The 22,193-nt window shown below is 61.5% G+C and carries 26 protein-coding genes and 1 pseudogene; 21 read left to right on the top strand and 6 right to left on the bottom strand.

Annotated features, from left to right (window positions below; translation table 11 throughout):
• The 7 genes and pseudogenes from R0J92_RS06890 to R0J92_RS06860 all read left to right on the top strand — a co-directional run.
• Nucleotides 1-675, top strand: a pseudogene (locus tag R0J92_RS06890) (hypothetical protein); the annotation flags it as partial.
• Nucleotides 676-688: 13 nt separating this feature from the next.
• Entirely contained in the window at nt 689-1,846 is a 1,158-nt protein-coding gene (locus R0J92_RS06885; RefSeq protein ID WP_411051149.1) for a hypothetical protein, read from the top strand.
• 14 nt (nt 1,847-1,860) lie between these two features.
• Complete coding sequence (locus R0J92_RS06880; RefSeq protein ID WP_411051148.1) at nt 1,861-2,196, top strand: hypothetical protein; 336 nt, start codon at nt 1,861-1,863, stop codon at nt 2,194-2,196.
• Nucleotides 2,193-2,600: a DUF4376 domain-containing protein gene (locus R0J92_RS06875; protein ID WP_411051147.1), complete on the top strand. Its 408-nt coding sequence runs from the start codon at nt 2,193-2,195 to the stop codon at nt 2,598-2,600. Before R0J92_RS06880 ends, R0J92_RS06875 begins: the two co-directional genes overlap by 4 nt.
• A gap of 9 nt (nt 2,601-2,609) precedes the next feature.
• On the top strand, nt 2,610-2,936 hold the full coding sequence (locus R0J92_RS06870; RefSeq protein ID WP_106163722.1) for a hypothetical protein: 327 nt from the start codon (nt 2,610-2,612) through the stop codon (nt 2,934-2,936).
• Between the two features lie 62 nt (nt 2,937-2,998).
• The gene (locus R0J92_RS06865; RefSeq protein WP_411051146.1) at nt 2,999-3,721 is read left to right on the top strand and encodes a lysozyme; all 723 of its coding nucleotides are present in this window, start codon (nt 2,999-3,001) and stop codon (nt 3,719-3,721) included.
• Entirely contained in the window at nt 3,718-3,993 is a 276-nt protein-coding gene (locus R0J92_RS06860; RefSeq protein ID WP_411051145.1) for a hypothetical protein, read from the top strand. Before R0J92_RS06865 ends, R0J92_RS06860 begins: the two co-directional genes overlap by 4 nt.
• A 194-nt stretch (nt 3,994-4,187) precedes the next feature.
• Here R0J92_RS06860 and R0J92_RS06855 read toward each other — a convergent pair whose 3' ends face one another.
• Both R0J92_RS06855 and xerC read right to left on the bottom strand, forming a co-directional pair.
• Nucleotides 4,188-4,934, bottom strand: coding sequence for a hypothetical protein (locus R0J92_RS06855; RefSeq protein WP_411051144.1), 747 nt, complete (start codon nt 4,932-4,934; stop codon nt 4,188-4,190).
• A gap of 161 nt (nt 4,935-5,095) precedes the next feature.
• The gene (gene xerC, locus R0J92_RS06850; RefSeq protein ID WP_411051143.1) at nt 5,096-6,202 is read right to left on the bottom strand and encodes a tyrosine recombinase XerC; all 1,107 of its coding nucleotides are present in this window, start codon (nt 6,200-6,202) and stop codon (nt 5,096-5,098) included.
• A 104-nt stretch (nt 6,203-6,306) separates the two neighbouring features.
• On the opposite strand from xerC, the gene dusA reads away from it, so the two are divergent.
• Both dusA and R0J92_RS06840 read left to right on the top strand, forming a co-directional pair.
• A complete protein-coding gene (gene dusA / locus R0J92_RS06845) occupies nt 6,307-7,317 on the top strand; it encodes a tRNA dihydrouridine(20/20a) synthase DusA (RefSeq protein WP_411051142.1) in 1,011 nt (336 codons plus the stop codon).
• Between the two features lie 5 nt (nt 7,318-7,322).
• A complete protein-coding gene (locus R0J92_RS06840; RefSeq protein ID WP_411051141.1) occupies nt 7,323-8,117 on the top strand; it encodes a hypothetical protein in 795 nt (264 codons plus the stop codon).
• Nucleotides 8,118-8,306: 189 nt separating this feature from the next.
• On the opposite strand, the gene R0J92_RS06835 is transcribed toward R0J92_RS06840, so the two are convergent.
• The 3 genes from R0J92_RS06835 to ccmI are packed head-to-tail and all read right to left on the bottom strand — an operon-like array spanning nt 8,307 to nt 10,267.
• Nucleotides 8,307-8,540 carry a DUF1289 domain-containing protein gene (locus tag R0J92_RS06835; protein WP_411051140.1) on the bottom strand — a complete coding sequence of 78 codons (234 nt, stop codon included), beginning with the start codon at nt 8,538-8,540 and terminating at the stop codon, nt 8,307-8,309.
• A 3-nt stretch (nt 8,541-8,543) separates the two neighbouring features.
• Entirely contained in the window at nt 8,544-9,017 is a 474-nt protein-coding gene (gene ruvX / locus R0J92_RS06830; protein ID WP_106165303.1) for a Holliday junction resolvase RuvX, read from the bottom strand.
• Complete coding sequence (ccmI, locus tag R0J92_RS06825) at nt 9,014-10,267, bottom strand: c-type cytochrome biogenesis protein CcmI (protein ID WP_411051139.1); 1,254 nt, start codon at nt 10,265-10,267, stop codon at nt 9,014-9,016. Before ccmI ends, ruvX begins: the two co-directional genes overlap by 4 nt.
• A 243-nt stretch (nt 10,268-10,510) precedes the next feature.
• On the opposite strand from ccmI, the gene R0J92_RS06820 reads away from it, so the two are divergent.
• From R0J92_RS06820 to R0J92_RS06770, 11 genes are all read left to right on the top strand, one after another.
• Nucleotides 10,511-11,755, top strand: a complete 1,245-nt coding sequence (locus R0J92_RS06820) for a sarcosine oxidase subunit beta family protein (RefSeq protein ID WP_106165313.1) — start codon at nt 10,511-10,513, stop codon at nt 11,753-11,755.
• 109 nt (nt 11,756-11,864) lie between these two features.
• Complete coding sequence (locus R0J92_RS06815; protein ID WP_106165301.1) at nt 11,865-12,056, top strand: hypothetical protein; 192 nt, start codon at nt 11,865-11,867, stop codon at nt 12,054-12,056.
• 201 nt (nt 12,057-12,257) lie between these two features.
• The gene (locus R0J92_RS06810) at nt 12,258-12,590 is read left to right on the top strand and encodes a sarcosine oxidase subunit delta (RefSeq protein WP_411051138.1); all 333 of its coding nucleotides are present in this window, start codon (nt 12,258-12,260) and stop codon (nt 12,588-12,590) included.
• A 73-nt stretch (nt 12,591-12,663) separates the two neighbouring features.
• On the top strand, nt 12,664-15,699 hold the full coding sequence (locus tag R0J92_RS06805; RefSeq protein WP_411051137.1) for a sarcosine oxidase subunit alpha family protein: 3,036 nt from the start codon (nt 12,664-12,666) through the stop codon (nt 15,697-15,699).
• The gene (locus R0J92_RS06800; RefSeq protein ID WP_411051136.1) at nt 15,692-16,261 is read left to right on the top strand and encodes a sarcosine oxidase subunit gamma; all 570 of its coding nucleotides are present in this window, start codon (nt 15,692-15,694) and stop codon (nt 16,259-16,261) included. Before R0J92_RS06805 ends, R0J92_RS06800 begins: the two co-directional genes overlap by 8 nt.
• Before the next feature lie 107 nt (nt 16,262-16,368).
• Nucleotides 16,369-16,779, top strand: coding sequence for a hypothetical protein (locus R0J92_RS06795; protein WP_411051135.1), 411 nt, complete (start codon nt 16,369-16,371; stop codon nt 16,777-16,779).
• Between the two features lie 17 nt (nt 16,780-16,796).
• Nucleotides 16,797-17,318 carry a hypothetical protein gene (locus R0J92_RS06790; protein WP_411051134.1) on the top strand — a complete coding sequence of 174 codons (522 nt, stop codon included), beginning with the start codon at nt 16,797-16,799 and terminating at the stop codon, nt 17,316-17,318.
• A 79-nt stretch (nt 17,319-17,397) separates the two neighbouring features.
• Nucleotides 17,398-17,856 (top strand): hypothetical protein, encoded by a 459-nt coding sequence (locus tag R0J92_RS06785; protein WP_411051133.1) that lies wholly within the window; start codon nt 17,398-17,400, stop codon nt 17,854-17,856.
• A gap of 90 nt (nt 17,857-17,946) precedes the next feature.
• On the top strand, nt 17,947-18,546 hold the full coding sequence (locus tag R0J92_RS06780; protein WP_411051132.1) for a superoxide dismutase: 600 nt from the start codon (nt 17,947-17,949) through the stop codon (nt 18,544-18,546).
• A gap of 158 nt (nt 18,547-18,704) precedes the next feature.
• The gene (locus R0J92_RS06775) at nt 18,705-18,905 is read left to right on the top strand and encodes a hypothetical protein (protein WP_411051131.1); all 201 of its coding nucleotides are present in this window, start codon (nt 18,705-18,707) and stop codon (nt 18,903-18,905) included.
• A complete protein-coding gene (locus R0J92_RS06770) occupies nt 18,905-19,360 on the top strand; it encodes a host attachment family protein (protein ID WP_106165294.1) in 456 nt (151 codons plus the stop codon). The genes R0J92_RS06775 and R0J92_RS06770 overlap by 1 nt, the downstream gene beginning before the upstream one ends.
• Before the next feature lie 158 nt (nt 19,361-19,518).
• Here the strand turns inward: R0J92_RS06770 and R0J92_RS06765 are convergent, their stop codons facing one another.
• Nucleotides 19,519-20,058 carry a TIGR00730 family Rossman fold protein gene (locus tag R0J92_RS06765; RefSeq protein WP_411051130.1) on the bottom strand — a complete coding sequence of 180 codons (540 nt, stop codon included), beginning with the start codon at nt 20,056-20,058 and terminating at the stop codon, nt 19,519-19,521.
• A 151-nt stretch (nt 20,059-20,209) separates the two neighbouring features.
• Here R0J92_RS06765 and R0J92_RS06760 point away from each other — a divergent pair, with 151 nt between their 5' ends.
• Nucleotides 20,210-22,138 (top strand): LysM peptidoglycan-binding domain-containing protein, encoded by a 1,929-nt coding sequence (locus tag R0J92_RS06760; protein ID WP_411051129.1) that lies wholly within the window; start codon nt 20,210-20,212, stop codon nt 22,136-22,138.
• Nucleotides 22,139-22,193: the final 55 nt, after the last annotated feature.

The following is a 22,193-nucleotide window of genomic DNA, read 5'->3' as shown; positions in this document are numbered from 1 at the left end:
CGTTGGCGGGCCTTTGACCAGAACCGCTCCAACACCGCCCGGCAGGCGGATCGGATCACCTATTCGATCGTGCCGACGCAGGACTGCGATGCGATCGCGCTGTTTGGGCTCACCGCCGGCAGCCTGCGGATCGAGGTCTGGGATGGGGGCGCGCGGATCTATGACCAGCGCTTTGCCATGGTGGACGCGGGCCATGTGGTCAGCGCCTATACCTGGTTCTTTGGCAGCGTGGTCTATGCCCGCCAGAAGGTGGTGAACGGCTTTCCGGGCTATCTCGGGCACCGGATCGACATCACCATCGATGCCCCCGGTGGTGTGGCCGAGGTGGGCCATATCGTGATGGGGCGCAACAACCTGCTGGGCCGGGTGCTGAACCTGCCCAGCGTGCGCTTCGTCAGTCACAGCCGCAAAGGCTATGACGACTTCGGCAATGAGATCCTGGTGAAGCGCGGCTCCACCCGCAAAGTCGATCTGTCGCTCCTGGTGCCCACCCATCAGGCGCAGCGGGTGATGGATATCGTGGCCGAGGTGGATGGGCTGGCGACCGCTTTTTATCTCTCGGGAGACGGGCCGGGCTACGGCATCGAGGGGCTGGGGTTTGTGGATGACCACAGCCAACCCATCGATGTGGCCGGCGAGTCTGTCTTTCCCCTGATCATCAAAACCCTCAAATAGGAGACACTCTCTCATGAGTATTCCCGGCTTCTCGCCGTTCCCCCAAATCCCCAAACGCAGTACGCCGGAGGCGGATTTTGACGCCAAGATGTATGCGCTGTTCCAGCACTTCGCGGTCACCCATCGCAATGAGCTGCTGGCCTTTATCGACTTCCTGGAGACCAACTCCACCGTGGTCGATGCTGCACTCAACGACACCAGCATCGGGCTCACGACGCCGGCGGCGGCAAAGTTCACGGATCTGGAAGTGCTGGGCGCGCCCGGTGTGCTGGCCAGGTTCCGCGATGGCGTTGCCTCCAACTTCCTTGTGCAGACCAATGACAACAAGACCACCATCGGCAATGGGGCGGGCAGTTCACGTCTCGCGCTGATGGCGGGCAATCAGGAGGCAATCGAGTTCGACAGCGCTGGTCGGGCCTCGGGGGCTGCAGTCCAGGCGAGCGGAACGGATACAGCACCCGGCAAGCTCGTGATGGTGGAAGGGGCGCGTGCCGCTGCGCTCGGTCACTACGGCGAGTATTATCCAGCAGGCTCTAACATAGACATCAACGCCGCAGGCGCAGGCTTTGTCGCATTGGTGCATGACAGCAATGCGGGCGACTGGCCGCAGGCACCGAGCGGAGAAGCCGCTCACATCAGCACCCAAGCCATCTACAATGGCGGCTCTGTTATGCAGACCGCAGTCTATGGCTACGAAAATAGCACAGCCCCCATCGCGCCTAAGATCTATCATAGGCTTCGTTCCAGATATGAAAACCGATGGTCCCCATGGACCCGCTTGCTTCACAGCGAGAATTTGCTTGGATCAGTCTCGCAATCCGGTGGCACGCCCACCGGCGCGGTGATCGAGCGCGGCAGCAACGCCAACGGCGAATATGTGCGCTTTGCTGATGGCACGCAGATTTGTGTCTCACCCGACTGGTCGGAAGATGTGACGACGGCAGCAGGGGCGCTTTATCGCAATGCGAGCCCGACAACCTGGACATTCCCGGCCTCGTTCTACTCGTCAAACGGCTTGACCGGCCATGTCGGCGTCACCGGCAATTCCGAAACACATTGGGGCGTGATGCGCACGCTTTCAGGCGGCACGGATGCGCAAATCACCATGTTCGGCCACTCACCGTTCACCAATCGCACCGTCCGCGCCATGGCGATTGGCCGCTGGTTCTAAAGGAGCAGAACAGCATGCAAATCTCATTCACTCCAACGCGCTGCGATACGGCGCTGGTCGCAACCCGCCAGGGCGATGTGCTGACCCTCAACGGCGAGGCCTTCGACTTCACCGCTTTGTCCGAGGGCGACGTGCTGCCCCGCGATGCGGTGGCCTGCGATTGGCTGGCCTCGGATGTCACCCGCGAAGGCGGCGCGCTCCACCTGACCCTGATCCTGCCCCATGGTGCGGACGCGCCGGAGGAAACCCGCTTTCCGCAGCCCGTGACCCTGACCGGCGACGGGCCGGTGCCCCTGCCGCCCTATGAGCTGGTGCAGACGCCAACTGATGAAACGGAGGGCGAGGCATGAGCAACATCGACTTTTCCAAAGTGGTCACCGCCGCCGCGCGCATCGAACAGGACCGGGCCAAGGCGCTGGCAACGCTCGCCGACATTCGCTGGCAGTGTTCCGTGGCAGGCGTGGTCCTGCCGGGTGGCTTGCAAGTGCCGGGCGATGAGGCGACGCGGCTGTCGCTCTCCGGCGCGGTCAGCGCCCTGCAGCAGGGCATGATCAGCGCGCCATTGGCGTGGAAAACACCCACCGGCTTTGTTGAGCTGACCAAGCCGCAGGTCGAAGAGGCGGCGCAAGCCGTGGTGCAGCACATTCAGGCCTGCTTTGCCGCCGAGGCCACAGTGGCCGCGCAGATCGAAGCGGCGGGTGATCCGGCGGGCTTTGACGTGGCTGCGGCGTTCGGCGCGGCGCTGGCAAACTGAGGACAGGACATGACCATGATCGAAAACAGCGACCGCGGCATCACCTTGAACAAGTCGCTTGCCTGGACCGTCGCCTGTGGGCTGGTGGGCGCGGGGCTCTGGGTCGGTTTGCAGGTCGCAACACTGCGCGGAGAAACCGAGAGCCTCGCCCAAACCATCAACGGGCTGCGGGTCGACCTTACTGCATCAGAGGCGCGGCAGACCGCATTGACCGGGCGTGTGCGCGCCAATGAAACAAGCCTCGCCCGTCAGGATGAGCGCCTCTCTCTGATCCTCTCCACACTGAACAAGATCGACAACCGGCTGGAGCGCATGGAGCGCTTGCCGATCCGCTAACACCTGCAAATTTATCAACTCAACCAGCCCGCTAGCGGGCTCTTTTGCCATGGAGATATCCCATGAAACTCATCACTGATTGGAAATCCACCCTCACCGGTGCCTGGTCTATCCGCCTACTGCTCCTGGCAGCGGTGATCTCGGTGCTGCCGGTGTTCATCGCCCTGGTCAGCCCGGATCTGCTGGGGCTGGATCCGCTGATCTTTGCCGCCATCGCTGCCGGCGTGAATCTGATCGCCATCCCGGCGCGGGTTATGGTGCAGCCCACCTCCAGCCTTTGGGCCCGATTCCGGCGCGATGAAAGCGGGGCCGTGCACAAGAAGACTGTCGGCGTGCTAGCTGCCGGCGGTGTCGCGCTCGCCTCGGCCGTCACCTTCATCGGAGATTGGGAAGGCCTCAGGACAACTGCCTACCGCGATATCGTCGGCGTCTGGACCGTCTGCTATGGCGAGACCAAGGGCGTGCACCCCAGTGATCGCTACAGTGAGGCCGAATGCGACGCGATGCTGGCCCGCGAGATCATCGCCTACGAGGCGGCGCTGGATCGCTGTCTGAAGCCAGAGGTGCCGGTGGGCATGAAGATCGCGCTGGTGTCCTGGACCTACAATGTCGGGCCTGGCGCGGCCTGCCGATCCACTCTGGTGCGCAAGGCGAACGCTGGCGATCTCGCCGGCGCATGCAATGAGCTGCCGCGTTGGAACCGGGCAGGGGGAACGGTCATCCGTGGCCTTTCCAATCGGCGCATGTCGGAACGTGCCATGTGCCTGAAGGCGCTGGAGGCGTGAGGGGCGGTGCCATCACGGCCACCCTCGCGCTTATCGTGTTGGTGGCAGGACTTGCGTATCAGCGCGGGGCCTCTGACTGCCGCGCCAGCTATCAAGCCCGCGAGCTGGAGCAAATCGAGCGGGCCAACCAGCTGGATCTTGCCCGCGTCGCAAGCGAGCGCGCCCGCGCCACTCTTGCCAGAACCCTTGAGGAGAAAGCCCATGCGGATCCTGTTACCGTGCCTCGCTGCCTTGGCCCTCAGCGCCTGCGCCGCCTCAACTACCTCCGTTGATGGCGCCGATCCGTGTGAAGAGCCAGTGAGGTTGCCAGAACGGTGGCTGTCCGATCAGGAGATCGAGCTCCTGTGGGCGCGGGATCGCACCGCGCTGCTGGATTGTGGGGGAAAGGTGGAGGTGCTCAGTGGGCGGGATGTGACAAGCTAGGCAGTCGGTCATCAAGTTCGACTTAACACCATGTTACTAGATATTAGGGAGCCTCGAAGTCGCCAAGATCGACACACTTACCTCCGTTGAAAGAAGCTGAATCGACACGCTTACTCGGGTCAGGCGCTCCTTCAAATTCGACACTGAGAGTGGAAATTGGAGCCTCTCCCTTCTGCCTAAGAATATCGTTGACCAATGGCCGAATGCGCGCCTCTGCGGTTGAAGATGCTGCTGCCCAAACGTCACGATTGGCTTGCGTCGGCTTGAGCCACAATCGTTGCTGACCAGTATACTCTGTCCAATTTCGTGCGACTTGAAGCACATGATCATACATGCGTTGAAAACGTTTCAACCCTGCTCTGTTTTCCTCTTCGAAGCGATCAAACTGAATTTTGATAGGATTTCGCTGAATTAACGTGGGGAGGCGCAGAGTTGCACTTGAGCCGGCGCTATTGATTGTCAGGTTCTTTTCCCAGTCATAGTTTTCTGGAATATCCACGCCATAAACGTACTCGAAGCTCCAATGGTATCGGTATACGCCCTTGAAGCTCGCCTGTCGCCAGCCTCCATCTTTATGCATGCAGTTGAAGGCTGCGCTGTCGGTGGCCAGACTAAGGTAACTTACCTCCCTTAATCCACGATACTGAATTGGTCTTGAATCGAGTTGTTGTTGCAGGGCGTTTAAGTCGTTTTCGAGCTTTGAGATGCTTGAGGTATGGTATTGATACCCAGCTATTCCAGCAGCTGCCACGGATAGACCCACCACCAGTCCTACTATTTCGCCTGCCATAGAAAGCCCATCTCCCTCACTGGTTGATTCATCCTAAGCACCTGCGGGTTGAACCGACAAGACTTTACAATAGGCTGTTACCAAGATTTCGCACGTTGATGCGGCGGTGTTCGCGCTTTTCTACAAACCTACGGACACGCAGAGCGCGCCGGCAGGGCCGATTAGGTCCTGGTCACTCTTTCGATCCACTCCCAATCTCCGTATCTATCACCGCGTGTTTGAAGGTGAGTGTAGCGCTGCATGGACGCCCATGATCGATGGCCTGAAACTGCGGCGACTTGGGGAATGGTCTCTCCCATCTCAAAGAGCCTGGATATCCCCTCATGCCGCAGGTCATGGAAGACGAGATCTTCAATCCCGAGCATGCGGCAGGCCTCGGTCCAGCGCCGCGAGATAACGTCCTTTGATGTCCCGAAAATCAACGCGCGTTTCTTTTCTACCTTGCTCCTGAATGGTTTCATGGACTGCGCGATCTGCAGCGCTGGGGCGGGGAGGTCACACCAGACATCGTTGCCCACTTTTTTGCCGGGGTGCTTCATGTCCTTGATGAAAAGGCGGCTGGCTTCTGGGTCGAGATCGGTGTGTTTTGCGCGGGCAATCTCAGACTCTCGGCGGGTAGAGAACAGCGCAAAGAGGGTGATTTTGTGCATGGGCGCAGAGCCCGCATGGCTCAGGTAGCTGGTCTCGAAATACTCCAGGATCGCGTCTAATTCGTCGCGCGTCGGGCGCCGATCTCGGGCTTTCGACCTGCCGGTAATACCAAGACGGCTGCACACCGTCATCGCATCAACCGTGGCGGAGCGGTCCAGGTCAAACCCCCATGCAACCTTCGCAACCGCAAATACTGAACTGAGCGCCGATAGGTAGATGTGAACCGTGGCGGGGGATCGACCGCCGTTTGCGAGCTCTTGGGCGAGGGCGACAATATCCTGACTGCCGATGTCGCTACAGTGCCGGTCTGCGATGTCGAAGTTATTCAGGATCGTATTCAGTACCTGGCGTTTCGTTGTCCCCATCTCTCGTTTGTGGTTGTCGAGGTAGACTTTGATCGCGTCCGAGAGTCTTCGCCCCTTCATTTTGAGTTCATGGCCCTGACCGTTCTCGACAAGCTCTCTGATGTCTTTGGATCTAGATTTTATCCATTGCTCGGCATGTCGTTTCTTGTCGAAAGTACGGTTCTCTCGGTAGCGCTCTCCCTTCCGTATAATGTCAATTTGTGCCAGATAGGCCATCGAGCCATCGGCTCGTTTACGTTCAACGACTGGCATGCCCCAACATTCCCCAAAAAATCCCCAACTTTGTTGGGGGAACATGCCAGAACGTGCAAAATTATGCAATAATCGGCTAGTTTGACGGTCAAGGAAATCTTACGATGAGCAAGGAAATCGCAGGAAAATCAGGGCTTTGGCGGTCTGCGCGGTTGTCGGTGGCGCCTATGATGGATTGGACCACGCGAGAATGCCGTTATCTGCATCGGCTGCTTTCGAAGGAGACGCTGCTCTATACCGAGATGGTGACCGCGCCGGCCTTGGTGCGCGGCGGGGCGTTGCATCTGTTGGACCATGATCCCCGCGAACATCCGGTGGCGCTGCAGCTGGGCGGGTCCGATCCGACAGAGCTGGCCGAGGCGGCGCGTCTGGGGGCCGAGGCGGGCTATGACGAGATCAACCTCAACTGCGGCTGCCCCAGCGACCGGGTGCAATCCGGTGCCTTTGGCGCGGTGCTGATGCAGTCGCCGGAACTGGTGGCTGATTGCATGGCCGCGATGGCCGAGGCGGTGGATGTCGAGGTGACGGTGAAATGCCGCATCGGGGTGGACGATCAGACGCCCGAAGAGATCCTGCCGGGGTTTCTGGAGCAGATCCGCGCTGCAGGTGTGTCCCGGGTCACCATCCACGCCCGTAAGGCCTGGCTGCAGGGGCTCTCGCCCAAGGAAAACCGCGACGTGCCGCCGTTGGATTATGAGCTGGTGCATCGGATGAAGGCGGCGTTTCCGGACATGCATATCTCCATCAACGGTGGCATTGCGACGCTGGCGGATGCCGAGGCGCATCTGGCGCGCGGGCTGGACGGGGTGATGATCGGGCGGGCGGCCTATCACCAACCTGCGGATTTGCTCTGCGCTGCTGATCCAAGGATCTTTGGCAGCGGTGAGGCCAGCGATCCGGTTGAGGTGGTGCAGCAGATGCTGCCGTATATCGAGCGCGAGATGCAGAAGGGGGCTCGCTTGCATCAGGTGACCCGTCACATGCTGGGCCTGTTTGCGGGTCGTCCGGGCGCGCGGCAATGGCGGCGCCACCTCTCAGAAGGGGTCAGTCAGAAAGGTGCGGGGCCGGAACTTGTTGAACAGGCCCTGGGCCTTGTTGTGGCGCGGGCGGCGTGAAAGCCATGGGGCTGGACCACTACCGGGCAAAGGGCTGGCTGCGGTTACCGGCAGACGCGGGCACGATGGCCTGGTCGGAGCACGCCCGCGTGCTGGCGCAGGACGCGGTGGCGGATCCCGCGCATGCTGCCTGGCTTGATTGCGAGGGCACCTGGTTTATCGGCGTTGATGCGCTGCCCAATGATCCCGCCGGAAAACTGGCGGACGGACCACCCCTGCAAGGTCCCGCCATCGACTTCATCACCGGTCAGATCGGCCCGCTGGGCGCGCTGCACCGTGCGCAGCTTTCGGTGATCTACCCCGGCTATCCGCGACCACGACAGGGCGAGAGCACGGCGGCCTTTGGCTATCGTCGCAACCGGGATGCGGCGCATGTGGATGGGGTCAAGATGTTCGGCGAGGCCCGTCGTCGTCGGGTCGAGGAGCCGCACGCTTGGGTGCTGGGCCTGCCGTTGAACGCCACCAGCCCGGACGCCGCACCCTTGGTGGTCTGGGAGGGGAGCCACGAGATCATGCGCGCGGCCTTTGCCGCCGCCTTTGCTGGCGTTGCGCCCGAAGATTGGCACGCGGTGGATGTCACCGACAGCTATACCGCCGCAAGGCGTGAGGTCTTCGAGACATGCCCACGCGTCACCGTGCATGCGCAGCCCGGTGAGGCGTATTTGATGCACCGTCTGTGTTTGCACGGGGTTGCGCCCTGGGGGGACGACGCGACTGCGCCGGCGGGCGAGGGGCGCATGATCGCCTATTTTCGCCCGGAACTGGCGGATTGGCAGACCCGCTGGCTGACAGATCTGTGATGTTCGCCAGATAAGTCAGCCACGTTGACCCATTGTTTCGCGCGCGAAACAATGGGTCAATACACGTTCCGCATGATTTTCAAGGTGTTAGCAGGGCGTTCGCACGCTGAGCAACGGCGCGACCCCGGATCAAACTGCGGTTTCGTGACGTCGGTGTTCCGTCACAGCCGGGCGTGCAGCCAGCCTGTGTCAGTCGCGATTCAGGCGCGCGGCCCGACCGCCACGGCGACCCTTTGGTACGGCAGACCGGGAGGGCAGCTCGGCGATGATCTCGGCGCGTTCGTGATGGCTCAGCTTTGACCAGCGGGTGATTTCGTCGATGGAGCGTGCGCAGCCGGTGCACAGCCGCGTGTCCGGGTGGACCACACACAGCTTGATGCAGGGGCTCTCGATCTCGTCACGTTGCCAGACGTCGTCATTCATGCGTCAACCGTTTCTCATGTGGCTCAGCCTGTCCAGGGCTCCCTGCAGGATATACGAGGCCGCCACATGGTCGATCACCTCTGCGCGACGTTTGCGCGACGTATCCGCCTCCAGCAGGGCCCGTTCCGCGGCCACTGTGGACAGACGCTCGTCCCAGAAGCTGATCGGCAGCTCTGTCACCCGTGACAGATTGCGGGCAAAGGCGCGGGTGGACTGGCAACGCGGCCCTTCGGAGCCATCCATGTTGCGCGGCAGCCCCAGCACGATGGCGCCGATCTCGCGCCCGGCGATGATCTCCAGCAGGCGGTTGCTGTCGAGGGTGAACTTCTTGCGCCGGATGGTCTCCAGCGGCGTCGCCACCGCACCAATCCGGTCGGAGACCGCAACCCCGATGGTTTTTTCGCCGAAATCCAGCCCCACGAGCGCCGACAGGGGCGGCAGGGCGGCGGCGAACTCTGAAAAATCGTCATGGATCATTGGTTCGCCTCGACCTGATCCATCGCGGATTTCAGGATCTCCAGAGCGGGATCATTTTCCGCAAATTGCTGTTTCGCTTCGGCGTAGATCTCACGCGCCTGCTCCAACCGACCCAGTACCCCGAGGGCGGTGATCAACCTGGCCCATTCCGGAGGGCTGCCGCCGTCGCTGGCCAGACGGGCGGCAAGGCCGGAGACCATGCCTTCGATCATCTGCTGGCGCTCTTCGGCGGTCATATCCTGCATGGCAGCCATCTGCTCGGCACTCGGGCCGGGCAGGGCGGGGGTGTTGCCGGGTCCCGTGGCCTCACCGGGGGGGATCGGGCTGTAGTCGACCCCGGCAAGCGCTGCCATCTCCGGGATCTGAGCTTGGATGGCGCGGATCCACGGCGCGCCTGCGGGGCCTTGTTTCAGCGTCTCGGCCCAAATCTGATAGCCGCGATCCGGGCGTCCGTTCTGCCCCATCATAAGACCGAAGTAATAGCGCGCGCGCCCGTCCTCCGGGGTCTCGGACAGAGCCTGCAACAACAGCTCTTCGGTCTCGGGTGAGACATAGCCACCGGCGGCCATGACCTGCAGCTCAGCCTGATCGACCAGATCCTGTGGGGCGGGGGCGTCGGATTGCAGCGCGTTATAGCGCGCCTTTGCCTCATAGGCGGCGGTGAAGTTCCCAAGGCGGGCCTCGTGCTGCGCCAGAAGTGCCTGACCTCGGGCATCATCGGGGCGATCCGCGGTGGCCTTGCGCAGTTCGACCACCAGCTGACGATAGTTCGGATCAATCTCGGCCGTTGGGGCCTCAGGCTGGCGGGCCTCTGCTTCGGACTGGCTGGGGCGTGTTTGGGCGCGCTGTTCGGCGAGCGCCATGCGACGGTCAAGGCCATAGTCGCCATAGCCGGGCGCACCGTACCACCAATAGAGGCCAGCGGTGCCAAGCGCGATCACCGCCACCATCAGGACGGCGGCGATGCGGCTGGGGCCATTGGGTTGGTCCTGACCGGTCTCTGCGGCCTGAACCTGTGCATCTGCCGCCAGAATGCGGCGCGAGATTTCCGTGCGCAGACGATCCGCGTCCTCGGCGCCGACGACGCCTCTGGCGACATCGCGATCCAGATCCTTCAGCTGCTGGCGATAGACGCGCAGATCATAAGCAGCGGCGGGTTCCCCCGATCCGTTCTTGTTGCGCAGCAACACCAGCGCCAGCATGCCCGCCATCGTCAGTGTCACCAGCCCGGTCAAAATCCAAAATATCATCTTCTCTCCGCCGTTTGCTCTCATGTATAGGCGGACGGCTGCGGAAAAAAGCCCTATCGGTGCGACGCGCTGTCCCGCTTCTGAGATATGTGTCAGCTTCGACGGAGACCATACATCGGGGCCCCTTCCGACACTCCAACGATAGCGATGTCGCAAACCTGACGAAACGCGACGATTAACGGCGCGGGGGCGGAGCAGATCCCGGTCATATCTGGGATCAGACACGAAGCATTGGATTCGCTCATGAAACGCTATTCAGCCTTTGCAGTGGCGCGGGAAGGTCTGCGCTACCACACCGGGTGGGAACGGGCCTGGCGCTCGCCCGCGCCGAAACGGCACTATGATGTGATCATCGTGGGCGCCGGCGGCCATGGCCTGGCCACCGCCTACTACCTGGGCAAGAACTTCGGCATCACCAATGTTGCGGTGATCGAGAAGGGCTGGCTTGGCGGCGGCAACACCGGTCGCAACACCACGATCATCCGGTCGAACTACCTGCAGGATCCCTCTGCCGCGATCTATGAAAAATCGCGCAGCTTGTATGAGACCCTGAGCCAGGATTTCAACTACAACATCATGTTCTCGCCGCGCGGTGTGATCATGCTGGCCCAGACCGAGCATGAGGTGCGCGGCTACAAGCGCACCGCCCACGCCAATGCACTGCAGGGCGTGCCGACCGAGTGGATTTCGCCGGCGCGGGTCAAGGAGCTGGTGCCGATCATCAACCTCGAAGGGCCGCGCTATCCGGTTCTGGGTGGGCTGTGGCAGGAGCGTGGCGGCACCGCCCGTCACGACGCAGTAGCCTGGGGCTATGCGCGGGCCTGCTCTGACATGGGCATGGACATCATCCAGCAATGCGAAGTCACCAACGTGCGCACCGAAAATGGTCGCGTTGTTGGCGTCGACACCAGCAAGGGCGCGATCGATTGCGACAAGCTGGGCATGGTGGTGGCGGGCAACTGCTCTGTCCTGTCCGAGATGGCGGGCTTCCGTCTGCCGGTGGAAAGCGTGGCCCTGCAGGCGCTGGTGTCCGAGCCGATCAAACCCTGCATGGACGTGGTCGTGATGGCCAACACCGTGCACGGCTACATGTCGCAATCCGACAAGGGCGAGATGGTCATTGGCGGCGGCACCGACGGCTACAACAACTACACCCAGCGCGGCTCCTTCCATCATATCGAGGAAACCGTACGCGCGCTGGTAGAGACCTTCCCGATGGTCAGCCGCCTGAAGATGCTGCGCCAATGGGGTGGTATCGTGGATGTGACCGGCGACCGCTCACCGCTGATTTCCAAGACCCCGGTCCAGAACTGCTTTGTCAACGCGGGCTGGGGCACGGGCGGCTTCAAGGCGATCCCCGGCTCCGGTTGGGCGATGGCAGAGTTGATGGCGACCGGGCATTCCCCGCTCGCGGAGGAATTCTCCATGACGCGCTTCAGGGAAGGCAAATTCATCGACGAAAGCGTCGCGGCCGGGGTGGCGCACTGATGCAGCGCCTTGGTTCACAGACTGAAAGTGTTTCTTGGCCTGCTGTCGGGAACTTCTGCGCGGGTTCGGGCGTTAAAGCCGCGAACACACTATCGCGCAGGAGAAACACATGTCAGATCAAACGCAGAACTCGTCCGGCTCCGGCAATGGCGCACTTGCCTTCATCCTTGGTGGTGTCGTTGTCGCACTCGCCGTGCTTGGCTGGTTCGTCCTTGGCGGTGGAAACCCGATGGATGAGCCCGATGTCAGCATCGAGCTGCCCGGCGGTGGTGCCATCGAAGGCGACATCGAAGGCAATTGACGATCAGGGGCACGCCGCCTCTGATGGTGGCGTGTCCCATGTTTGCGACACGCGTCTTGCCCGACGTGTGACTTTCGCTGCGGCGCCCCCCTCAGGTGGCGCGCCAGATTGGGCTGCTCCCCGAACATCTCATCCCGCGACACTGCCCGCCATCTCTGCGGGGCAGGGCGCTGCTGTAACTCTTTCGCCGGAGCACGCACAATGCTGATCCTTGAATGTCCCTATTGCGGCGTCGAAGCCGAAGAAACCGAATTGCATGGCGGTGGCGAAGCGCATCTGAAACGCTTTGGTCCCGGCTCCTCGGATGACGAGTTCCACGACTACCTGTTCATGAAGGAAAACCCGCGCGGGGTGCACCTGGAACGCTGGCGTCACGTCAACGGCTGCGGCAAGTGGTTCCACGCTGCCCGCTGCACCCAGACGCTCGAGGTCTTTGCCACCTACAGCGCCCAGACCACCGAGCCGCCGCAGGAGGTCAAGGACAAGATCAACGCCAAGCGTCCGGGCTGGACCTGGCGCGAATTCGAAGGTTGATCGCCATGTTTCATCTTTTCCCAAATACCTCCGCCGGAGGCTCCCAGACCTCCTGCCGCGAAAGGGTCGCACTATGAGCACGCGTCTCGCCAAACAGGGTCGGCTGATCGACCGCTCCAAACAGATCGAGTTCTCCTTCAACGGCAAGAAGCTCAAGGGCTTTGCCGGGGACACGCTTGCCTCTGCGCTTCTCGCCAATGACCAGATGCTGGTCGGTCGCTCGTTCAAGTACCACCGTCCGCGTGGCCTCGTCGCCGCAGGCTCCGAAGAGCCGAACGCGCTGGTGGGCCTCGGGGTCGGCGACCGCTTCGAGCCGAACCAGCGCGCCACCACCACTGAGCTGTTCTCCGGTCTTGCGGCACAGTCGCAGAACCACTGGCCAAGCCTCGAATATGACGTGGGTGAGCTGAACTCGAAGTTCTTCTCCCGCTTCCTGACCGCTGGCTTTTACTACAAGATGTTCATCCACCCGCGCCCCTTCTGGAAGCATGTGTATGAGCCCTTCATTCGCCAGTCCGCAGGTCTGGGCAAGGCGCCGGACAAGGAGCTGAAGGACGCCGACACCTACGAGCACTTCTACTATTTCTGCGACGTGCTGGTCATCGGGGGCGGTGTTGCCGGTCTGCAGGCGGCCAAAACTGCCGCAGCATCCGGCGCCAAGGTTCTGGTTCTGGAGGAAAAATCCAACTGGGGTGGGCGCACGCCGGTCGACGGTGGCACCATCGAGGGCCTTGAAGCCGACGCTTGGGTGGCCAAGACTGTCGCTGAACTGGATGCGATGGACAATGTCACCCTGCGCACCCGGACCATGGGCGCGGGTGTCTATGACCACGGCTATATCCTCGGCTACGAGCGTCTGACCGACCACGCGCCGGGTCAGGGTGGCCCGCGTCACCGCCTGTGGCGCATCCGCGCGACGCAAACCGTGACCGCAACCGGTGCCATCGAACGTCCGCTGTCCTTTGCGGGCAACGATGTGCCGGGCGTGATGCTGGCGGCCTCGATGCGCGACTACGTGGTGAACTGGGGCGTGACCCCGGGCCAGAAGGTCGTCGTCGCCACCAACAACGACGATGCCTACCGCACCGCCATCTCCCTGCATGAGGCCGGCGTCGAGGTCGTGCGCGTGCTGGATACCCGCGAAAGCGGTGGCGGCGATCTGGCCGACAAGGTCCGCGCGCTTGGCATTCGCGTTGAGTGTGGCCGGGCGATCGCCAAGGTCAAGGATGGCAAACGCGTCACCAAGGTGGCCATCTGCGCCCAGAACGGCGAGGGCGGTGCCCGCGAGGAGATCGAAGCCGATGCGGTTGCGATGTCCGGTGGCTGGTCGCCGGTGGTGCACCTGTGGTCCCATTGCGGCGGCAAGCTGACCTGGGATGATGCCCAGGCGCATTTCCGCCCTGACCCCGAGCGCGCCCCCACCGGCCATGACGGCAAGCCCTTCGTGGTGACGGCAGGCTGTGCCTCCGGTCCGCTGGGTCTGTCGGAGGTGATGCAGGATGCGGCCGCTGCCGGTGCGCGTGCTGCCGAGGCCGCAGGCCGTCCGGCAACGAAGCCGGCCGAGGTTGCCACCTCCGAGCTGGTCGAAGCGCCGATGGAAGCGGTCTGGCTGATGCCTGCCAAGGCCGACATCAAGCTGCGCATGAAGACCTGGCTCGACTATCAGAACGACGTCAAGGTCTCCGACGTGCAACTGGCCGCACGCGAGGGCTATGAGAGCGTCGAGCACACCAAGCGTTATACCACGCTGGGGATGGCGACCGATCAGGGGAAACTCTCCAATATCAACGGTCTGGCAATCCTTGCGGACACGCTGGGGGCGGAGATTCCACAGGTTGGCACCACCACCTTCCGTCCGCCCTATCACCCGATTTCCATGGGTGCGATCGGTGGCGAGGCCCGGGGCGACATCTTCCAGCCGCTGCGCAAGACGCCGATGTATGACTGGCACGACAGCAACGGCGCCCATTGGGAGCCGGTCGGCCACTGGCGCCGCCCCTATGCCTATGTGCGCTCCGGCGAAAGCGTCCATGATGCGGTCAATCGCGAAGTGAAGAACACCCGCGACAACCTCGGCCTGCTGGATGCGTCGACCTTGGGCAAGCTCATTGTCAAAGGGCCGGACGCGGGCAAGTTCCTCGACATGCTCTACACCAACATGATGAGCACGCTGAAGATCGGCAAATGTCGCTATGGTTTGATGTGTTCCGAGAACGGCTTTCTCGATGATGACGGCGTGGTTGCGCGCATCGACGAGGACACCTGGCTCTGCCACACCACCACCGGCGGCGCGGATCGCATCCACGCCCATATGGAGGAATGGCTGCAAACCGAATGGTGGGACTGGAAAGTCTATGTGGCCAATGCCACTGAGCAACTGGCACAGGTTGCCGTGGTCGGCCCCAACGCCCGCAAGGTGCTGGAAAAGCTGAACGCGCAGGCGGGCGGCGGCATGGATCTGTCCAAAGACGCGCTGGCCTTTATGGAGTGGAAGGACGGCGAGATCGGCGGCTTCACGGCACGCGCCTATCGCATCTCCTTCTCGGGTGAGCTGTCCTACGAGATCGCGGTCGCGGCCTCGGAAGGTCAGGCGTTCTGGAACGCGCTGGTCGAGGCGGGCAAGGAATTTGGCGTCATGCCCTATGGCACCGAATGCCTGCACATCCTGCGCGCCGAGAAGGGCTTCATCATGATCGGCGACGAGACCGATGGCACCGTGATCCCGCAGGATCTCGGCCTGCATTGGGCGCTGTCGAAGAAGAAAGAGGACTACCTGGGCAAACGTGCACAAGCGCGCAGCCACATGGCCGATCCGGATCGCTGGCAACTGGTGGGTTTGGAAACCGTCGACGGCTCCGTGCTGCCGGATGGGGCCTATGCGGTGGGCAATGGCACCAACGCCAATGGTCAGAAGAACACCATTGGTCGCGTGACCTCCACCTACTACTCCGCCACGGTCGATCGCGGTATCGCGATGGGTCTGGTGAAACATGGTCCCAAGCGCATGGGCGAGGTCCTCGACTTCCCCGGCACCGACGGCAAAATCTACAAAGCCAAGATCGTAGAGCCGATCTTTTACGACAAGGACGGGGAAAAGCAGAATGTCTAACGCTGTAAGCGCCCTGGGCGGCGCAAGCTTCGCCGGTCTGGCCAAGGTCACGGACACTGGTCTCGGCGGCATGATCACCCTGCGCGGCGATCTCGCCTCGGCCAAGGTTCAGGCGGCGGTCAAGGCCGCCACCGGAGCCGCGGTGCCCGATACCCGCAGGATCGTCTTTGGCGATGCGGGTGCGGCGGCTTGGATGTCGCCGGACGAGTTGTTGCTGCTGGTGGAGTATGAGCGCGTCGATGCGGTTGTGGCCAAGCTGGGCGAGGATCTGGCCGGTGAACACCATATGGCGGTGAACGTCTCCGATGCGCGGGCCTGTTTCGCGGTCAGCGGCGAGGCGGCCCGCGAGGTGATCGCCAAGGTCGCGCCTGTGGATCTGGACGACGGCCAGTTCGAGGCCGGCACATTCCGCCGCACCCGGTTTGCGCAGATCGCCGGCGCTTTCTGGCTGGACGAGGCGGGTACGTTCCACATCGTCTGCTTCCGCTCGGTGGCTGGCTACATGTACAACCTGCTCTGTGCTGCCGCACATCCGCAGTCCAAGGTGGGCGTCTACGCCTGAGTTGGCGCTTTTGCGCAACAACACACGAATTTTCTAATGGCGGCCTTCTTAAAGGCCGCCATTTTTTTTAGCAAACAACCATTGGAAGCATTTATCGGAGCCTTTTCATGCTCAAGTTCAAAAGTCGGCTCGCATCCGTTTGTATATCGCTGGCTATTACAGCGACATATGCGTCTGCGGAGACATGGGTGTGCGAGTTCAAAGACTCGACACGCAACGGAACGATACCTCAGCTGGTGATCGTGGAACTGCGCCCTGATGGCAGTGCCTTGGTAATCGACCCCTATCTCGTGCATACGGACCAGGCTCCGAAGATTGCCAAATTCGTCAAGAACACATCAAGCAGACTGCGTGTGCGCTGGCGTGTCGACGACATGCCATTTAGCGGTGGACTTGCCTCGGACATGGATTTCTCGCTGGTGCACAACAAAGCCCGCGACAAGGCGTTTATCACGCTGAATTTGCCGAGTTTCGACAATCAGGACAGTGGTACCGGAAGCTGTGAGGTCGAGAAGTAACCTCCTCTTCGAGTTGGATGTTCTCGCTGACGGGCTGGCGCAGGATAACTGTGCCGGTCCTGATAGGTGCACGAGATACAATATGGATTAAGCTATTGAAATCTAGGATATTCCCGACCGTTTTGGCTGTGCTCTGTCTAGGCACAGGCGCTTCGGCGGCACAGCTTGAATGTAAACTGACAAAAGTTTGGTTTGCTCACCCATATTTGCCGACATCGCTGGTCCTTGAGGCGGATGAGCATTTCTTGAACGTGAAGCTGCGTGATGTTCAGATTAAGAACGTAGCAACCAATGACACCGTGGCGAAGGTAGTATATCGCGGCCAAAATAGGTTGCGCATGGAGTGGCCCACCGCAGATTACAAACGTACAGGGCCAGCAGTATTTCCAAATCGTAATACCTTCCGAAATGAGCCAGAGCTTTTCCGCGCGACCTTGTCCCTCGATCTGCGGAATTTCGAATTTAAGGTTGAGATGGAAGATAAGCGATTGGCGGCTCAGTACGGGCAAGCGATTGGAACCTGTAAAAAGGTGCGCTAACGCAATCGATGCAGGGGCGCTGCGCTAACTGAAGTGCACTCTTACAACGCGCCCATTGATAAAATTAGTTTGTGGAAAAATGAAACAAAGTCACAAAAGAATACTCCAGATCGCAGCTATATTGGGCCTTTCTCTTTCGTCTGAGGGAGCGCTTGCGTCGACGTTCGATTGCAAGTTGAGTAATATCGGGGTCAAGCACCCCTATCTCGCCGATAGGGTCACTTTTACCGCAGACGCCCGGTTTCAGAACATCACTATAACCAACATCGACATCAAGGATGTAACGACGTCAATTGTGCCCGGTGAACTCGCCAATCGAACAAAAAAACGTGTGCGCATCCGATTTCCGGCCCACAGTTTTGTGATGAACGGGGTGCTCCCCAAACAACCCGGAGGTTATGGTCGTATGAAACCGTCTGAATATCTCTATGAACTCTCAATCTCGCTTTCCGATCAGCGTTACACGATGCGGGTTGTGGATGCGCGATTTGGAACCAGCGATGGGGCGGGGTCAGGGCGTTGTAAGGTAAGCAATTGACTCGGGTTTTCCTGCACTAGCTCTTGACCAAACCGGGGCGGGGCCGCATGTATCCCTCAGGAACGCAACATTAAATGACAGGGGGCCAAAATGGCTTTTGAACTTCCCGATCTTCCCTATGCACATGATGCGCTGGCGTCCAAGGGCATGTCCGCCGAGACGCTGGAATACCACCACGACCTGCACCACAAGGCCTATGTCGACAACGGCAACAAGCTGATCGCCGGCACCGAGTGGGAGGACAAGTCCCTCGAAGACATCATCACCGGCACCTACAACAAGGACGCCGTGGCGCAGAATGGCATCTTCAACAACATCTCCCAGCTGTGGAACCACAACCAGTTCTGGGAAATGATGGGCCCGAACGGCAGCGCGATGCCGGGTGAGCTGGAAAAAGCTCTGGTTGAGTCCTTCGGCTCCGTCGACAAGTTCAAGGAAGACTTCTCCGCCGCAGGCGCCGGTCAGTTCGGCTCCGGCTGGGCATGGCTGGTCAAGGACACCGATGGTGGCCTGAAAGTCACCAAGACCGAAAACGGCGTCAACCCGCTGTGCTTCGGCCAGACCGCACTTCTGGGCTGCGATGTGTGGGAACACTCCTACTACATCGACTTCCGCAACAAGCGCCCGGCCTACCTGTCGAACTTCCTCGACAACCTGGTGAACTGGGAAAACGTCGCCTCCCGCCTGTAAATTCCGGCGCAACGGCAAACGTATCGACAGGCCCCGTCCGGCATCGGACGGGGCCTTTTGCTGTCTCGCCGCCAGACTATGCACGCAGGTTTCCGGTGGAACATTCCGCGCACGCTCCGCGTTTCCCAATTGAATGAAGCCAAGTATGGAGGACTGAGATGGCAGAGCGTGTGCGATCAAAGGACGGACATCAGGAAACCAAGGATATTCTCGGTGCCAACGGGAGCGTGTCCCATGGTGGGCGCAATGGCGGACGTCTGGCGCGCGAAGTCGCCAGCGAAGACGAAGAGAAACGTGCCAAGGAGCGCCCCGCAGGCGCCACCCGCGTGACCAAGTCAAATGAGCAGGAGGACCAGTGATGAGCGCTTTAGACCAAGGGACCTATGTATTGGTGGCCGACAGCGAGAAGGCCTTGCTGCTGGAGAACATCACTGATGGTCAGGATCCGCACTTCGAGGTGCGCAAGAAGGAGGAGCAGGACAATCCTTCCGATCAGGCGCAATCCGCCAATCGTCCAGGCCGCATGCAGGACACGGGCGTCGGCCAACGCTCAGCGCTGGATGACACGGACTGGCACGAACTGGCAAAGGAACGCTTTGCAGACGACATCGCAGAGCTGCTTTATGCCCGTGCCCACAAGGGCAAGCTGGGTCCGGTGGTTCTGGTGGCGTCGCCGCAGGTGCTCGGCGATCTGCGCCCGAAGCTTCACAAGGAAGTCAATGCGCTGATTGCGGGCGAGATACCAAAAACCCTGACCAATCACCCGCTGGATGAGATCGAGCAGATCGTGAAGCGGGAGCTGGCTGCGTCCTGAGCGCATATCCGGTGGAAATCAGGATATGAAAGAGAAGACGTGGCGCATCTCTGTGCCGCGTCTTTTTCCGTTTTCTGGGATTGGCGCAGGCCAAATCCGGCGGACTGTCGCGTGGCCGTGTTGTGTGCTTGATCCGAGGCTCGCTGGTTTGCGCCGCCTCAGGTCAGGGCGGCAATAGCCTCTTCGGGGGTCTGCACCCAGAGAATGCAACTTGCGTGATCTGACCCCGCAAAGTCCTGTTGCACCACATGATCCATCAACGCACGCAACGGATCCCAGTAGCCGTCGGTGTTGAGGATCACGATGGGCTTGTCGTGCAAACCCAGCTGGCGCCAGGTGATGGCCTCGAACAACTCATCCAGCGACCCCATGCCGCCGGGCAAAAGCAACACGGCGTCCGCGTTGTAGAGCATGACCTTTTTGCGTTCATGCATGGTTTCCGTCACCACATAGGTGGTGAGATCGCGCTTGCCGACCTCGCGTTTCACCAGATGTTCGGGGATCACGCCGAAGGTCTCGCCACCTGCAGCCTGCGCTGCGCGCGCGACGGTGCCCATCAGCCCGACGTCACCGGCCCCGTAGACCAGTCGCAGGCCAGCCTTGGCCAACCCCGTGCCCAATGTCTGTGCCGCGGCTTCATAGCTTGGATTTTTTCCCATGCGGGAGCCGCAATAGACGCAGACGGATGTGACAGCCATGGCGCACCTTTTTCATTTTCAACGGAATTTCGGACGAGTGCAGAGAAACATCGTGCTTTGACCCGTCATAGCGGTATTGCTAGGTTTGCTCAACCGAGTGGTCGGCAACAAGGTCACCGGTGCAAAGGGATGCAAGGGAATACATCGCAACATGACGAAATCAAGCGGGATAGGCGCAGGCGCCGGGGTGGCCATCGGCACGGTGGCGACAGTCGTCGTAGTGGGCGGTGGTTTTTTTCTGGCGCGGGGCGGTATGTTGGGCGACGGGGCGCAGAGCTTTGTCGCGCGTCAACTTGTATCGCTGGGCCTCGCGGTGCCGCCTGCGCCGATGATGCCGGCGCCTTCTGCGCAGGAGACTGATCCGGCGCAGGCCTCCTCGGCGGCGCCTGAAACCGCCGTGCCGGACGAAAGTGACCCCGGCTTTGTTCTGACCCCGCCGAAGCTGGAAGTGGCCCGGTTTGACATGGACGGATCCGGCATCGTCGCGGCCTCCGCGCAGGCAGGGGTCGAGGTGCAGGTGCTGCTTGACGGGCAGGTGCTGGACAGCCAGACCGTGCCCGCGGCGGGGGAGTTCGTGTCATTCGTCACCATCACTTCGAGCAGCGAGCCGCGCGTCTTGTCGCTGCTGGCCCGGTTCGAGGGGCAAGAGATCGCGTCTGAGGACAACTTTATTCTCGCGCCTGTTCAATTGCGCACGGCTGAGGCGGATGAGGCGTGGTTGCCGCTGGAGCGCGACAGCAGCTCCCGGTCCGAGGTTGCAGCGCCCGAAGACGCAGGACCGGAGGAGGTGGCCTCTGATACATCTGCGCAGGATGCGACATCACCCGGCCCGACGGCATCCGATGTTGCGAGACCGATGGTCCCTGATGATGCCGCTCAGGTGGCATCTGATGAAAGCGGTTCGGTTGCGTCTGAAGACACAGGGACCGAGTTTGCGGCGTCTGAAGCGACCACGCGCCAAACGGATGCGCCCGACGTGGTTGTGGCTGATGCCGCAGCGTCTGACAGTGTTGCCCCAGAAGCGGTTGCGCCCGATGCGGTCGCCGCTGACCCCGTCGCACCCGAAGAGGTGGTGGCCGATGTGGTTGCGCGTGCTCAGGACGAACCTTCGGAGGTGTCCGTTGCCGAGACCGGTTCAGATGCGGACACCGCGCCCGCGTCGCAGAGTGCTGAAGCAGCGGCGCCGGAGAGCGACAGCGCAGAGGCCGCGCAATCGGTTCGGGCAGAGACGGAAACAGCGCCTGATCCTGCCACAGGACCGGAGGTGGTTTCCGATGAGACCCAGCGCCCCGCAGCAGCTGATACCCGCGCGCAGCTCGCGACGCCTACTGCAGCAGAGGCTGCAAGTGATGGGCCGGCAGAGGCCGTGGGATCGGCGGAGCCAGCGCGGCCTCCTGTCGTCGCGACCGATGATGCAGGCTCGCAGCCGCCGCGTGAACAGGCCGGCGTTTCCGAGCCGCAGGCCACACCCGAAGACACCACTGTTGAGGCCGACGGGGAGACAGCGCCTCAACCTGACGTGGCCGTAACGGTACTGCGCGCAGGCAAGGACGGCGTATCCTTGGTGCAGCCCGCAACGCCCGTTGCGCCAGAGCTGGTGAACAAGGTGGCATTGGACACCATCAGCTATACCGAGACGGGCGATGTGCAATTGGCCGGACGGGCACAACCCGAGGCGCTGGTGCGGGTCTATCTCGACAACAGCCCGGTGACGGATATCGCAACCGCAAGTGACGGCCGCTGGTCCACGGCGCTGACCTCGGTGGCACCGGGGATCTACACGTTGCGCCTTGACGAGATCAGCCTGGCCGACGGCAGTGTCAGCAGTCGCCTCGAAACACCGTTCAAGCGCGAGGCACCTGAGGTCTTGCAGCCCGCGCTTGAGGCGGGATCGAGCCCGGATGCGTCAGCTCCGGCCATCCAGGTGGTCACCGTGCAGGAAGGGGACAGCCTCTGGGCGATCTCGCAGGAACGCTACGGCAGCGGTTTTCTCTATGTGCGGGTGTTCGAGGCCAACAAGTCCGATATTCGCGATCCGGACCTGATCTATCCCGGGCAGATCTTCACTCTGCCGAAGTAACAGCTTACATAGACTGGAATGTGGGCGCGCTCCCAAATGGGGGCGCGTTTGTCAT

Origin of the sequence: Tritonibacter sp. SIMBA_163, assembly GCF_046535935.1 — a bacterium.
In the GTDB taxonomy this organism is placed as follows: domain Bacteria; phylum Pseudomonadota; class Alphaproteobacteria; order Rhodobacterales; family Rhodobacteraceae; genus Epibacterium; species Epibacterium scottomollicae.
The sequence above is the reverse complement of the archived record's forward strand: the minus strand, read 5'-3'. Positions and strand labels throughout refer to the sequence as shown.